At 71.6% G+C, this 14,185-nt stretch carries 13 protein-coding genes; 9 read left to right on the top strand and 4 right to left on the bottom strand.

The genetic code is table 11. The features are described from left to right. A partial coding sequence (locus tag GVL03_RS07035) for a hypothetical protein (RefSeq protein ID WP_235038059.1) occupies positions 1 to 228 on the bottom strand: 228 nt, incomplete at its 3' end. 175 nt (positions 229 to 403) lie between these two features. On the opposite strand from GVL03_RS07035, the gene GVL03_RS07040 reads away from it, so the two are divergent. The 4 genes from GVL03_RS07040 to GVL03_RS07055 all read left to right on the top strand — a co-directional run bounded on the left by GVL03_RS07040 (position 404) and on the right by GVL03_RS07055 (position 5,388). Then, positions 404 to 1,861 carry a GuaB1 family IMP dehydrogenase-related protein gene (locus tag GVL03_RS07040; RefSeq protein ID WP_159500282.1) on the top strand — a complete coding sequence of 486 codons (1,458 nt, stop codon included), beginning with the start codon at positions 404 to 406 and terminating at the stop codon, positions 1,859 to 1,861. Positions 1,862 to 2,097: 236 nt separating this feature from the next. Then, complete coding sequence (locus GVL03_RS07045; protein ID WP_159500283.1) at positions 2,098 to 2,814, top strand: hypothetical protein; 717 nt, start codon at positions 2,098 to 2,100, stop codon at positions 2,812 to 2,814. A gap of 178 nt (positions 2,815 to 2,992) precedes the next feature. Continuing rightward, complete coding sequence (locus GVL03_RS07050) at positions 2,993 to 4,339, top strand: hemolysin family protein (protein ID WP_159500284.1); 1,347 nt, start codon at positions 2,993 to 2,995, stop codon at positions 4,337 to 4,339. Further along, on the top strand, positions 4,336 to 5,388 hold the full coding sequence (locus GVL03_RS07055) for a hemolysin family protein (protein WP_159500285.1): 1,053 nt from the start codon (positions 4,336 to 4,338) through the stop codon (positions 5,386 to 5,388). The genes GVL03_RS07050 and GVL03_RS07055 overlap by 4 nt, the downstream gene beginning before the upstream one ends. Positions 5,389 to 5,467: 79 nt before the next feature. On the opposite strand, the gene GVL03_RS07060 is transcribed toward GVL03_RS07055, so the two are convergent. After that, on the bottom strand, positions 5,468 to 6,532 hold the full coding sequence (locus tag GVL03_RS07060) for an NADH:flavin oxidoreductase/NADH oxidase (RefSeq protein ID WP_159500286.1): 1,065 nt from the start codon (positions 6,530 to 6,532) through the stop codon (positions 5,468 to 5,470). Positions 6,533 to 6,559: 27 nt separating this feature from the next. Between GVL03_RS07060 and GVL03_RS07065 the strand changes: the two genes are divergently transcribed. The 4 genes from GVL03_RS07065 (at position 6,560) to GVL03_RS07080 (ending at position 10,447) form a co-directional block, all read left to right on the top strand. Then, positions 6,560 to 7,420 (top strand): ADP/ATP-dependent (S)-NAD(P)H-hydrate dehydratase, encoded by an 861-nt coding sequence (locus GVL03_RS07065; RefSeq protein WP_159500287.1) that lies wholly within the window; start codon positions 6,560 to 6,562, stop codon positions 7,418 to 7,420. Between the two features lie 78 nt (positions 7,421 to 7,498). Then, the gene (locus GVL03_RS07070) at positions 7,499 to 8,767 is read left to right on the top strand and encodes a DUF2029 domain-containing protein (RefSeq protein ID WP_200847085.1); all 1,269 of its coding nucleotides are present in this window, start codon (positions 7,499 to 7,501) and stop codon (positions 8,765 to 8,767) included. A 48-nt stretch (positions 8,768 to 8,815) separates the two neighbouring features. Then, positions 8,816 to 9,130 carry a thiamine-binding protein gene (locus tag GVL03_RS07075; RefSeq protein WP_159500288.1) on the top strand — a complete coding sequence of 105 codons (315 nt, stop codon included), beginning with the start codon at positions 8,816 to 8,818 and terminating at the stop codon, positions 9,128 to 9,130. A gap of 102 nt (positions 9,131 to 9,232) precedes the next feature. Continuing rightward, positions 9,233 to 10,447, top strand: coding sequence for an MFS transporter (locus GVL03_RS07080; protein WP_373683830.1), 1,215 nt, complete (start codon positions 9,233 to 9,235; stop codon positions 10,445 to 10,447). Positions 10,448 to 10,464: 17 nt separating this feature from the next. Here GVL03_RS07080 and GVL03_RS07085 read toward each other — a convergent pair whose 3' ends face one another. After that, positions 10,465 to 11,667 (bottom strand): homoserine O-acetyltransferase, encoded by a 1,203-nt coding sequence (locus GVL03_RS07085; protein WP_159500290.1) that lies wholly within the window; start codon positions 11,665 to 11,667, stop codon positions 10,465 to 10,467. Positions 11,668 to 11,812: 145 nt separating this feature from the next. After that, entirely contained in the window at positions 11,813 to 13,135 is a 1,323-nt protein-coding gene (locus tag GVL03_RS07090) for a bifunctional o-acetylhomoserine/o-acetylserine sulfhydrylase (RefSeq protein WP_159500291.1), read from the bottom strand. Between the two features lie 136 nt (positions 13,136 to 13,271). Here GVL03_RS07090 and GVL03_RS07095 point away from each other — a divergent pair, with 136 nt between their 5' ends. Then, the gene (locus tag GVL03_RS07095; RefSeq protein WP_200847086.1) at positions 13,272 to 14,051 is read left to right on the top strand and encodes an SDR family oxidoreductase; all 780 of its coding nucleotides are present in this window, start codon (positions 13,272 to 13,274) and stop codon (positions 14,049 to 14,051) included. The last annotated feature ends 134 nt before the right edge of the window (positions 14,052 to 14,185 follow it).

Here is a 14,185-nt window from a genome sequence, read left to right on the forward strand (position 1 = left end):
GAGACAGGTGGGGGCGGGGGCTGCGCTGGGAGTCTCGACCGCGTCCTTGTGGGCCTCGGCGCTCGCGGTCAGGTCGGCGGGCGTGTAGGCCTCCAGGACCGGCCACCACGACTTGTCGACCGAGTTCCTGTCGACCTTGAACTGCTCATAGAGTTCTTCGACGAGCCATTCGTTCGCCCCGAACTCTCCGTCGTTCGACACTCCGACGCCCGTCACCTGGCTCGACACCCTCGATCGCCTGCTTTCGTGAGATTCGTTGGCATTGCGGGGCCATCGTGGTGCCCGCACACACGACTACCAAGGGTAGCCCAGTCTTCCCCGGGCGGCACGGGGAACGGCGCGTCCCCGCTGTCACGACCTGCATCATTATCCGGACTGTCAGGAATCGCTAACCTTGACAGACATGGAGTTCCACGGCGAAGACCCAGAACCGGACCTGACGTACTCGGATGTGTTCCTCATCCCTCGCCGGTCCGCCATCACGAGCCGGCTGGACGTCGACCTATCGCCGGGCGACGGCACGACCGCCCGCATCCCGCTCGTCTCGGCCAACATGAACTCGGTGACCGGTGCACGTCTGGCCGCGACGCTGGCCCGCCGTGGCGGGCTGGGCGTGCTGCCGCAGGACATGCCGCTGCAGGAGCTGGACGCCGCCGTCCGCTGGGTCAAGCGCCAGCCGGTGCGCTGGGACACGCCGCTCGTGCTGCCGCCGGGCGCGACCGTCGGCGACGCGTCGAGACTGCTCCCGGCGACCCCCGGACACGGGATCGTCGTCGCCGACGACCCCGGTGAGGCGCTCACCCTCGACCGCATCACCGGGGTGGTCCCGGCGTCGCGCCTCGCGAGCGCGCTGGCGGACGCCGTGCTCGGCGACCTCGTGCGCGGGCGGCCGGTCGCGATCGACGCCGACGACATCGCCGACGCGCGCGCCGCGTTCGACCTGCTCGTCGCCGCCGACGTCGAGACGGTCTGCGTCGTGCAGCACGGCCGGCTCGTCGGGACGCTGTCGCAGCGCAGCGCCCTGCGGTCGACGCTGTACCGCCCCGGGGTCGACGCGGACGGGCGGCTCATCGTCGCGGCAGCGATCGGCATCAACGGAGACGCCTCCGGCAAGGCGCGGGCGCTCGCCGCCGCGGGCGTGGACGTGCTCGTGCTCGACACGGCGCACGGGCACCAGGAGGGGATGCTGCGCGCCCTGCGCGAGGTGTCGGCGCTGGGGCTCGGCCTCCCGATCGTCGCCGGCAACATCGTCACGGCCGAGGGCGTCGGCGACCTCGTGGCGGCGGGGGCGACGATCCTGAAGGTGGGGGTCGGCCCCGGCGCCATGTGCACCACCCGTATGATGACCGCGGTCGGGCGTCCCCAGTTCTCCGCGGTGCTCGAGACCGCCGCGGCGGCGCGGGAGCTCGGCGCCCACGTCTGGGCCGACGGCGGCGTGCGCTACCCGCGCGATGTCGCGCTGGCACTCGCGGCGGGCGCCGCGTCCGTCATGATCGGGTCCTGGTTCGCCGGGACGATCGAGGCGCCGGGCGAGCTGCTCGCCGACGCGGAGGGCCGGGTCTACAAGGAGTCGTGGGGGATGGCCTCGACCAAGGCCGTGCAGGCCCGCTTCGGCCGTCTCGACGCGTACGAGCGTGCGCGCAAGGAGCTGTTCGCCGAGGGCATCTCGTCGTCGAGGATCTATCTCGATCCGCTGCGGCCGGGGCTCGAGGACCTGCTGGACATGATCACGTCGGGCGTGCGCTCATCGTTCGCCTACGCCGGCGCGTCGACGGTGGCCGGGTTCCACGAGCGGGCCCTCGTCGGGCTGCAGTCCGCCTCGGGCTACGAGGAGGGCAAGGCGCTCCCCGTCAGCTGGTGACCGCCGGGTCAGCTGGTGATCGCCGGGCCTTCGCGGTGTCGTCTTGTGGCGCCCCGGGCCTGTGGTGGTGTCCTGGAGCGGCGATGGCGCCTTCGGCCTGCGATGGCTGTTGAAGCTTCGATAGCCATTGCGGATTCTCGGCGCCGTGTTCCGGATCTGCGCAGCGGGCCGATCCGTGGATCGCGCGATGTGTCCTCCCCAGAGCCGCTCGTACGGCGGGTCATCCCCATCGCGGGGTGCGGCCCGCATCCGGATGCGGCACGCCGCCATCGTGGACGGATGCAGCTGCCGCGCACCGAGCCCGGATCGAGATCTTCCGTCGCCGCGAGAACGACGGTGTGCCCGTCGACGACCGGCGCCTCCGTCGTCTCGTAGAGTCGGGCGAGTTCGTCCGCATCGTCGGCGGCTCCTATGCGCGCGCCTCGCAGTGGCGGGCGCTCACCCCCATCGACCGGCACTATGCGCGGGTCATCGAGGCGGTGGATCGCACCCGCGGACCGGTGACCGTCTCGCACTTCGCCGCTGCCGCCGCGTGGGGGATGGACATGGTCGGTGCGTGGTCCGAGCGCATCGATGTACTGGTGCCGCGCACGAGCGGCGGGCGTTCCTCGGGGGCGTTCCGCCGCCATACGGTGCAGAGCTCGGATGCGCAGACGATCCCGTGGCGTGGCCATCGGATCACCACCCCGGCGCAGACGGCATGGGACCTGGCGCGAGTCCTGTCGTTCACCGATGCCGTGGTCGTGTTCGACCAGGCGCTGTGGCACCGCCGTGGTGGTGCCTTGTATCCCGCGGTGGTGCTGACAATCTGCGATGGCGCTACTTTCCCGCGGTGGCGGCCGCATCCTGCGATGGCGTCACTTGTTTCGGTAGCCGCGGCAGGTTTCGGTAGCCATGCCGGGCACCCCTGGGATGGCTACCGAATCCTGGGATGGCGCCAGCGGTTTCGGTAGCCACGACAGGTTTGTGCAGCCGTCACCGGACCCGGCACCGGGTGATGACCTGGTGACGGGCGACCGAGCGGCGCCGGGCGCACGCACGGTTCGCTAAAGTGGTCGGCACGATGGACGACCCTCCCAGTTGCAGACCCTCGCCCCACCGACCCGTCTCCCGCCAGGGAGGTGATGTGTGATGGATTACGTCATGCTGGGCGTGGGGCTCCTGCTCACGGTCGGAACCGGCCTGTTCGTCGCGAGCGAGTTCGCGCTCGTGAACCTCGACCGTGCCGACCTCGAATCCCGTCAGGCCGCCGGGGAGACGCGGTTGTCGCTGACGATCAGCGCGCTGCGGATCACCTCGACCCATCTGTCGAGCGCTCAGCTCGGCATCACCTTGACGACGCTGCTCACCGGATACACGATGGAGCCCGCGATCTCGAACCTGCTGCGCCCCGTGCTCACCTCGTGGGGACTGCCCGAGGGGGTCGTGGTCGGGCTCGCCGCCGTCATCGGCATCACGATCGCGACGATCGTCTCCATGATCCTCGGCGAGCTGGTGCCGAAGAACTTCGCGCTCGCCATCCCCCGCCGGACCGCGAAGCTCGTGATGCCGTTCCAAGTCGCGTTCACGACGGTGTTCCGCCCCGCGATCGCCCTGCTCAACGGCAGCGCGAACGGCATCCTGCGCAGCATCGGGATCGAGCCGAAGGAGGAGCTCTCCGGCGCGCGCACGGCCGAGGAGCTCTCGAGCCTCGTCCGCCGCTCCGCCAGCGCCGGTGTGCTCGAGGAGGACACCGCGTCGCTCCTGGACCGCAGCCTGACGTTCGCCCGGCTGAGCGCCGACGACGTGATGACCCCGCGCCCGCGCGTGCACGCGGTGGCCGCGTCCGACTCGGCCGAGGACGTCATCCAGCTCGCCCGTACGACCGGTCACAGCCGCTTCCCCGTCTTCGACGAGTCGATGGACGACATCGTCGGCATCGTGCATCTGAAGGCCGCCGTCAGCGTCCCGCGCGACCGCCGCGACGACGTGCCGGCCGCGGCGCTCGCCAGCGAGCCGCTGCGGGTCCCCGAGACCGTGCACCTGGACGCGCTCGTCGCCGAGCTGCGCGCCCGCGGCTACCAGATGGCGGTCGTCGTGGACGAGTACGGCGGGACGGCGGGTGTGGTCACCCTGGAGGATCTGGTTGAGGAGATCGTCGGCGAGGTGCTCGACGAGCACGACCGTCGCCGCGCGGAGGTCGTGCGCGGTGCCGACTCGCTCACGTTCTCCGCGGCGCTGCGCCCGGACGAGCTGCGCGACCGTGCCGGTGTCGAGGTGCCCGAGGGGGACGTCTACGATACGGTCGGCGGATTCCTCATGAGCGAGCTCGAACGCATCCCGCGCGTGGGAGACGAGGTCGAGATCGAGGACGGCACGCTCGCCGTGGCACGGATGGACGGTCGTCGCGTCGACCGCGTGAAGTTCACGCCCAGGCCGATACCCGGGGGCGCCGGTGCCGATGTCGAACGCGAGATCCGAGGGGGTGAGTCCCGATGAGCGATTGGGCCGGAATCGCCTGGCTGGTCGTGCTGCTGGTGTTCAACGCGTTCTTCGTGGGCGCGGAGTTCGCGGTCATCTCCGCCCGGCGGTCGCAGATCGAGCCGCTCGCGGAGAAGGGGTCCCGCGCGGCCAAGACGGCGCTGTGGGCGATGGAGCACGCGACGCTGATGCTCGCCACCTGCCAGCTGGGCATCACGATCTGCTCGCTGGTGATCCTGAACGTCTCGGAGCCGGCGATCCACCACCTCCTGGCCGTGCCGCTGGAGCTGACCGGATGGGGGACGGGCGCGGTCGACGTGATCTCGTTCGTCATCGCCCTCGTGCTGGTGTCGTACCTGCACGTCGTGTTCGGCGAGATGGTGCCGAAGAACCTCGCGTTCTCGGTGCCCGACCGCGCCGTGCTCATGCTCGCGCCGCCGCTCGTGTGGGTCTCGAAGGTCTTCCACCCGATCATCGTCACGCTCAACTGGATCGCGAACCACGTCGTCCGTCTCTTCCGTGTCGAGCCGAAGGACGAGGCCGCCTCCACCTTCACGCTCGAGGAGGTCGCCACGATCGTGACCCAGTCGCGCATCGAGGGGGTGCTCGACGACTCCGCCGGCACCGTGACCGCGGTGGTCGAGTTCACCGACAAGAAGGCGATGGATGCGGCCGTGCCGCTCGCGGAGCTCGTGACGCTGCCGCAGACGACCACCGCATCCGAGATCGAACGCGCGGTCGCGAAGCACGGCTTCTCGCGATACGTGATCGTCGACGACGCCGGCGTGCCGGTCGGGTACGTGCACCTGAAGGACGTGCTACGGGTCGCCGAGGGCCCCGCCGACCCGCACATCGACCGGCCCATCCCGGCGAAGCGGATCCATCAGATGGTGCCGTTGCAGGAGACGACGGACCTCGAGGACGCCCTCGCGCTCATGCGCCGGGCCGGCCGCCATCTCGCCCAGGTGCGAAACAGCACCGGCGAGACGACGGCCGTGCTGTTCCTCGAGGACATCATCGAGGAGCTCATCGGAGAGGTGCAGGACGCCACCCGCCGCGCCCGCTGAGGCCGCCTCCCGTGCCCTCTCGCGGTCCGGGGCGGCCCTGGGAGCGCGAGAGGCGCGGGCGCGCGCGGGCGGAGGCCGGTCAGTGCCGGCGGGCGCGGGCGTACTGCGGGGGCCACGGCGCGTCGGACACGCCCAGCTCGCCGGCGGCGCGCAACCCGAAGTGCGGATCCCGCAGCCACTCGCGGCCCGACATCACTGCATCCGCATCGCCGTCGACGAGCACCTGCTCGGCGTGGGCCCCGGAGTCGATGAGGCCGACCGCGTTGACGGCGAGACCGGCCTCGCGCAGCCGCCGGGCGAACGCCACCTGGTAGCCGGGGCCGAGCGTGATCCGCTGGTGCGCGACGAGGCCGCCCGACGAGACGTCGAAGAAGTCCGCGCCCCGGTCGGCGGCCCACTGCGCGACCTGCACGGTGTCCTCGACGCTCCAGCCGCCCTCGGCCCAGTCGGATGCGGAGAAGCGCACGAAGAGCGCGATGTCCGGCGTCTCGCGGCGCACCGCCTCCACGATGCGCAGCAGCAGGTGCGCGCGGCCGGCGAGCGGGCCGCCGTACTCGTCGGTACGCGTGTTCGACAGCGGCGAGAGGAACGTGTGCAGGAGGTATCCGTGCGCGGCGTGCACCTCGAGCACCGTGAAGCCGGCGTCGGCCGCGCGCCGGGCCGCCGCGATGAAGTCGGCCACCACGGCGTCGATGTCGGCGGGGGTCATCTCCCTCGGCGTCGCGTATCCCTCGTACGCGATGGCCGAGGGGCCGAGCGTCTCCCACCCGCCCTCGGCGACCGGCACGCTGCCGCGGCCGTCGGTGAGCGGCGACCAGGTCGAGGCCTTCCGGCCGGCGTGGGCGAGCTGGATGCCGGCGGCCGCGCCTCGTGCGCGGATCGCCGCCGCGATGGGCGCCCAGGCGTCGCGGTGGGCATCGCTCCAGATGCCGGTGTCGTCGGGGGAGATGCGTCCCTCCGGCGACACCGCGGTCGCCTCGGCCATGACGAGCCCGGCGCCCCCCGACGCGAACTGCGCGAGGTGCACGTGGTGCCATTCGCCGGGCAGGCCGTCCTGCGCGCTGTACTGGCACATGGGGGACACCCAGAGTCGATTGCGCATCTCGGCGGCGCGGATGGTGAAGGGCGTGAACAGAGCGGCCACGGATCTCCTCGGGGATAGGGTGTCGCCATGACGGCGGTGGAATGGGATGCGGCGCGGACCCGTGCATCTCTGCGTGAGCCAACGGCCGATGACGACAAGTATTCCCGTGGCGTGGTGGGCATGCGCACCGGCTCGCAGGAGTATCCGGGCGCCGCCGTGCTCGGCGTCGAGGCTGCGTGGCGGACCGGCACGGGGATGGTGCGTTACGCCGGGCCGTCGCGCCCGGAGGGTCTGGTGCTCGCGCGACGGCCGGAGACGGTCGCCGCGGAGGGACGTGTGCAGGCGTGGGTGATCGGCTCCGGCACGGATGCCTCGGCGCGCACGTCGCCGGAGCGGGCCGCGCTCGTCCGCATCCTGGCCGGCGACGTGCCCGTCGTCGTCGACGCCGGCGCCCTCGATCTCGCGGCATCGGCGACCGCGCCGATGGTCGTCACGCCCCATGCGCGCGAGCTCGACAGGCTGCGGCGGAGTCTCGGTCTCGAGCAGCTGCCCCCGGGCGCGGACGAGGAGCGGCGTTCGGCCGCAGCGCAGGAGACCGCGGCGGCGCTCGGCGCGGTGGTGCTGCTGAAGGGGGCGACGACGCTCGTCGCGGAGCCCGGCGGCGCCGTGCGGGCGGTGCGCAGCGGGTCGCCGTGGCTCGCGACCGCGGGCACCGGAGACGTGCTGGGCGGCGCGCTCGGCGCGGTGATCGCCGGCTGCTCCGCGCGCGGTGCGACCGCGCTCGCCGACCTCGCCGACGGCGCCGCGTCGGCCGCGTGGCTGCACGGCCGTGCCGGGGGCATCGCCGCGGAGCGGCTCGGGGCCGTCGGCGGACCCGTCACCGCGCTCGACGTCGCCGAGGCTCTGCCGTCCGCCGTCGCCGAGGTGCTCGCCGCGCATCGACGGTGACCGCCGGGGCCGTGCCTCCCGTCCGCGGGACGTGCGTGCGGTCCGGGAGTGCGCGCATGTCGCCCGTAGGATGAAGCGGTGTCGAAACGGGCGGTGCTGTGGATCGCGTTCCTCGTCGTCCACGTCGGCGTCTCGATCCTCGGCTGGGTCATGCCGAACGAGCCGATGGGCGATGTCTACCGGGTGTACGAGCCCTGGTCGGGTGCGTTCCTGAACGGCGGGTGGTTCACCGAGCTCGACTCCGCCACCGGACAGGAGATGCGCACCGAGGTGGGTTTCGTCGGGATCACCGAGTCCTGGGTGTACCCGCAGCTCGCGCTGCTGCCGATGCTCGCCGCCTGGGCGTTCGCGTGGGCGGTGTCGTACACCCCGGCGTGGGCGATCATGGTGGGCCTCGTGGATGCCGCCGCCTTCGCGGTGCTCGTCGGCCGGGGCCGCTCGACCGGACGGAACGCCGCCGCCTGGTTCTGGCTCGCCTTCGTCGCGCTGATGGGGCCGGTCGCGCTCTACCGCCTCGACGCGATCACGGTGCCGCTGGGCATCCTGGGCTGCCTCTGGCTCGTCCGGCGACCCTGGCTCGGCTCGATCCTGCTGGCGGTCGCGACCTGGATCAAGGTGTGGCCCGCGGCGTTGCTGGCCGCGGCGGTGATCGCTGTCCGACGCCGGTCCGCCGTGATCGGCGGGGCGGTGGCGGTGAGCGTCGTGACGCTCGGGGCGGTCGTGCTGGCCGGCGGAGCCGCGCACGCCTTCGGTTTCGTCGGCGACCAGACCGGGCGCGGCCTGCAGGTCGAGTCCCCGGTGAGCACGTTCTATCTCTGGGACCTGATGCTCGGCGGGCCCTCGCGCGTCTACTACAACCCCGATCTGCTGACCTTCGAGGTGCTCGGTCCGTACGTGGACCCGGTGATCGACGCGATGACGCCGCTGCTCGTGATCGCGGTGGTCTCCATCGCGCTCCTCGGCGCCTACAAGGCCTGGCGCGGCGCGACCTTCGTCACGCTGTTCCCGCCCCTCGCCCTCGCCCTGGTGACCGCGTTCGTCGCTTTCAACAAGGTGGGCTCGCCGCAGTACATGGTCTGGCTCGTCGTGCCCCTCGTCGTCGGCCTCGTCATCGACCGGCGCTGCTGGTGGAAGCCGGCGCTGCTCGGCCTGGTCATCGCGCTCGCGACGCAGATCATCTACCCGATGACGTACTTCGACCTCCTGGTCGCGATGCCGTTCCCCGTCGTCGTCATCACGGTGCGCAACCTCCTTCTCGTCGTGCTGACGGTCTGGTCGGTCCTGCTGCTCGCGCGGGTGCGCACCCGCCGCAGCGTGGGGCGGACCGCGCCTGTTCCCGTCGGCTGATCGCTCCGCATCCGTCCGTCCGTCCGTCCGATCCGAAACGAGGTCCCCATGCTCGTCGCCTTCTCCGTCGCACCGTCCGGAAACGGCCGCGCCGACGGCTCCGTCCACGACGCGGTCGCCGCCGCCGTCCGGGTCGTCCGCGCCTCCGGGCTGCCGCACCGCACCACCTCGATGTTCACCGAGATCGAGGGAGAGTGGGACGAGGTCTTCGCCGTCGTCAAGGCCGCCACCGAGGCCGTGCAGCCGTACGGCTCCCGCGTCTCGCTCGTGCTGAAGGCCGACATCCGCCCCGGATACTCGGGCGAGATCGTCGCGAAGGTGGAGCGGCTGGAAGAGGCGATCGCCGCGGACCCCGACGATTGACGCGGATGCTCGCGACCGTCGTCTCGAATCGATTCGACTTGCGCGTCTCCCGCTGACTAGCATGGGCCGGTGACCTCTTCGACTCGGACGAAGGGGGCGGCGATGTGGGCGCTCCTGTCCCTCGCCATCGGCAGCTTCGGCATCGGCATGACCGAGTTCACCGTGATGGGGCTCCTGCCCGACATCGGTCAGGAGCTGCTGCCCGGCTCGTGGACGGCGAACCCCGACGAGGCGATCGCGCAGGCCGGCTGGCTCATCAGCCTGTATGCGCTCGGCGTGGTGGTCGGCGCCCCCACGATCGCGGGATCGGTGGCGCGCTTCCCGCGGCACCGGGTGATGGTCCTCCTCGCGCTCGCCCTCACCGTCTTCAACGCCCTCACCGTGTTCGCGCCCACCTTCGAGCTCGTCGCCGCGTCGCGGTTCCTCGCGGGCCTGCCGCACGGCGCGTACTTCGGCATCGGCGCACTCGTCGCCGCGGAGGTGCTGGGCCCCGGAAACCGGGCCAAGGGGGTCGCGTTCGTCCTGACCGGCCTGACGGTCGCGAACGTCGTCGGCGTGCCGCTCGGCACATTCCTCGGCCAGCAGTTCGGATGGCGCGTCGCCTTCGCGCTCGTCGCCCTCGTCTTCGCGCTCGCCACGGCGATGATCGCGATCTTCGTGCCGCGCCGCCCCGGCCGGCCCGGCCAGACGCTCCGCGCCGAGCTCGGGGTCTTCCGCATCGGGCAGGTGTGGTTCGCGCTCGGCACGGGGGCGATCGGATTCGGCGGCTTCTTCGCCGTCTACTCCTACGTGTCCCCTCTCGTCACGGACGTCGCCCGCTCGCCCGTCTGGGCGGTGCCGATCGTGCTGATCGTGATCGGGCTCGGGATGACGGTCGGCAACCTCGTCGGCGGACACCTCGCCGACATCGACCTGCGTCGCACCCTCCTGTGGGGGCTGACCGCGCTCGCGGGGGTCCTCGTGATCCTCGCGCTCACCGCCGCCTGGATCGTCACGCTCGGCGTTCTCGTGTTCCTGGTCGGACTCGTCTCTGCGGCGCTCAGTCCCCCCATCCAGTCTCGCCTCATGGACGTCTCCGGCGACAACCAGTCGATCGCCGCCGCGCTCAACCACTCGGCGCTGAACATCGGCAACAGCCTCGGCGCGTTTCTCGGAGGTCTCGTCATCGCCGCCGGATGGGGCTTCGTCGCGCCGACCTGGGTCGGGGTGGGGCTCGCCGTGGGCGGTCTCACGATCGCCGCGACCGGCTACGCCGTCGAGAGTCGCGCCGGCACGCCCGCGCCCGTGCTGCATCCGCACGAGCCGCTGTCCGACTGACCGCGCGGGCGGGGGACTCAGGTCGCGAGCAGCCGGCTCAGGTGCCGGGCGACCGCGTCGGTCTCGATGAGGAAGCCGTCGTGGCCGAAGTCGCTGGAGATGACGACCGTCTCGTCGCCCAGAGCGTTCCGGATGCTGCGCGCGATGCGGTGCTGTCCGTCCACAGGGAAGAGCCGGTCGCTGTCGATGCCGAGGACGAGGGCGGTCGCGGTGACGCGTCGCAGCGCCTCCTCGACGCCGCCCCGGTCGCGCCCGACGTCGTGCGAGTTCATCGCCTCGACGAGCGTGATGTAGCTGTTCGCGTCGAAGCGGCGCGTGAACTTGTTGCCGTGGAAGTCGAGGTAGGACTCTACTGCGAACCTGCCGCCGTGTCCGAGCGGGCTGACCCCCGACTGCCACGAGCGCTGGAACCGCTGGTTCAGCTCCGTCGGACTGCGGTAGTTGAGCAGCGCCATGCGGCGCGCGAGTGCGAGCCCCCGGTGCGGGCCGTCGCCGGCGAGCGCGTCGTAGTACTCACCGCCGACGTAGCGCGGATCCATGCGGATGGCCTCGATCTGCACCGAGTTGAGGGCGATCTGGTCGGCCGTGGTCACCGGGGGAGCCGAGAGGACGGCCAGGCGCGCGACCCGCTCGGGATGGGCGACGCTCCACTCGAGGGCATGCATCCCGCCCATCGAGCCGCCGACGACGGCGCCCCACCGATCGATGCCGAGGGCGTCGGCCAGCGCGACCTGCGCGGCCACCTGATCGCGGATCGTGAGGTACGGGAACCGTGCGGCCCACTCGTAGCCGTCCGGCGAGATGCTCGCGGGGCCCGTCGAGCCCTGGCATCCCCCCAGCATGTTCGGAGCGATGACGAACCAGCGGTCGGTGTCGATCGCGGCTCCCGGGCCGACGATGTTCTCCCACCAGCCGGCCGTCGCGTGGCCGGAGCCGGCGGGACCGCGCACGTGGCTGTCTCCGGTGAGCGCGTGCAGCACCAGCACCGCATTGTCGCGGCTGTCGTTCAACGCCCCCCAGGTCTCGTAGGCGAGACGGTATGCCGGCAGCTGTTCGCCGCCCTCGGTGCGGAAGCCGGCGAAGGCGGTGAACTGCCGGTCGCCGTTCGGGTCGCCGTCGCGCCATGCCCCGGTGGCCGGAGGGCGCCCGCGCAGCAGACGCGTGTCGGCCTCCGTCACCAGCGCGCTCGGCACGGTGTCCTCGGAGGTCTGCCAGTCCATGTGCTCCATTCTTCCGGGCTTCGCCGGGTGTGCGGGCACGTGTTACGTCGCCGGCCTCGACGACGGGTCGGCGTGTGCTCGGGTGAGACGACGGATGCTCCGGACCCGCGCGGGTCCGGAGCATCCGTCGTCCTTCGAGATGCGCTCAGGCGCGTGCGGCCTCCGAGAGGCGGCGGGCCGCGGCGAGGGCCTGCTCGAGGTCGGCCTTCAGGTCGACGACGTTCTCGATGCCCACCGAGAGGCGCACGAGGCCCGGAGTGACACCGGCGGTGAGCTGCTGCTCCGGCGTCAGCTGCGAGTGGGTGGTCGAGGCGGGGTGGATCACCAGCGAGCGGACGTCGCCGATGTTCGCCAGGTGGCTGAAGAGGGTCAGGCTGTTGACGAACTCGCGACCCGCGCCCACGCCGCCCTTGAGCTCGAACGAGAGCACCGCGCCGACGCCTTTGGGCGCGTACTGGTTGGCCGCCGCGTACCAGGGCGAGGTGGGGAGGCCGGAGTAGTTCACCGAGGCGACGTCGTCCTGGTTCTCGAGCCACTCGGCGATCTCCTGCGCGTTCTGCACGTGACGCTCGATGCGCAGCGACAGCGTCTCGATGCCCTGCAGCAGCAGCCAGGCGCTGATCGGCGCGATCGCGGCGCCCAGGTCGCGCAGCAGCTGCACACGGGCCTTGGTGATGTAGGCGACGCCGTCGCCGAGCACGCCGGTGTAGCTCAGGCCGTGGTACGAGGGGTCGGGCTCGGTGAGACCGGGGAAGCGCTCGACGTTCTGCGACCAGGGGAACTTCCCGCCGTCGACGATGACGCCGCCGATGGTCGTGCCGTGCCCGCCGAGGAACTTCGTGGCCGAGTGCAGGACGATGTCGGCACCGAACTCCAGCGGACGGATGAGGTACGGCGTCGCGATCGTGTTGTCGACGATCAGCGGCACGCCGGACTCGTGCGCGACGTCGGCGACGGCGCGGATGTCGAGGACGTTGATCTGGGGGTTTCCGACCGTCTCGGCGAAGAACAGCTTCGTGTTCGGCTGCACCGCACGACGCCACTCCTCAGGGTCGTCCTGGTTCTCCACGAACGTCGTCGTGATCCCGAGCTTCGCGAGCGTGTACTTGAACAGGTTGTACGTGCCGCCGTAGATCGAGCTGGAGGAGACGATGTGGTCGCCGGACTCGGCGATGTTGAGGATGGCGAAGGTCTCCGCCGCCTGGCCCGAGGCCACCAGCAGTGCGGCCGTGCCGCCCTCGAGCGCCGCGATGCGCTCCTCCACGACGCTCTGCGTCGGGTTGATGATGCGGGTGTAGACGTTGCCGGGCTCGGCGAGCGAGAACAGGTTGGCGGCGTGATCGGCGTTGTCGAACACGTACGACGTGGTCTGGTAGATCGGGGTCGCCCGCGCCTTGGTCGTCGGGTCGGGTGCGGCGCCAGAGTGGACCTGCTTGGTCTCGAAACGCCAGTTCTCGGGTGCGGACATCGCGGTCTCCTGAAACTCCGTGGGTGCCGCGGCGGGTGTCGCGGACACCTCGAGATTACGGGCGGGCCCGAGGCGCGACAACGCATGGGACACGTGACGTAACACCCTCGTCGCCCGGATTGCGTAGCGTGGAGCCATGGCGAACAGACGTGCTGTGGTGACCGGAGCGAGCTCGGGGATCGGTGAGGCGACCGCGCGGGCGCTGCGCTCCCGCGGATGGGATGTCGTGGGAGTCGCGCGTCGCGCCGACCGCCTCGAGGCCCTCGAGGCGGCGACCGGCGTCGTCGCGTACGCCGCGGACCTCACGGTCGAGGCGGACGTCGAGGCCCTCGCGAGCTGGCTGGCCGGTTCCGGCCCGGTGCATGCCCTGGTGCAGGTCGCCGGCGGCGCACGCGGCACCGACCGGGTCGCCGAGGGGACCGCTGCCGACTGGCGGTGGATGTACGAGGCCAACGTGCTCTCCTCGCAGCGGCTCGTCGCGCACCTGCTGCCGCTCCTGCGGCGGGCGGCCGCATCCGATTCCCACGCGGACGCGTTGTTCGTGACCTCCACGGCGGCGCAGGTCGCCTACCCGGGCGGCGGCGGCTACAACGCGGCGAAGGCCGCGGAGTCGATGCTCGTGAGCGCGCTGCGGCTCGAGCTGAACGGCGAGCCGATCCGGGTGATCGAGATCGCCCCGGGCATGGTGCGCACGGAGGAGTTCTCGCTGAACCGGCTGGGCGGCGACGCCGCAGCCGCGGACGACGTCTACGCGGACGTGGAGCAGCCGCTGTCGGCGGACGACGTGGCCGATGTCATCGCGTACGCCCTGGGGGCGCCGGGGCACGTGAACCTCGACCTGGTCACGGTTCGGCCGGTCGCCCAGTCGGCGCAGCATCTGCTGGCGCGCGGGCCGTTGCGGGTGCGGGAGTCCTGACCCGAAAGTCTCCCCGCCCCGGTTCTGTTCAACAGGCGCATTGCCTGGACTTTCCCCACCCCACGGAGTGCCCCGCCAGGGGCGCGGAGAAGCTGACCCGAAAGTCTCCCCGGAGTGGGAAGATCTCGCCTCCT

The organism is Microbacterium sp. 18062 (assembly GCF_902706225.1).
GTDB lineage: Bacteria > Actinomycetota > Actinomycetes > Actinomycetales > Microbacteriaceae > Microbacterium.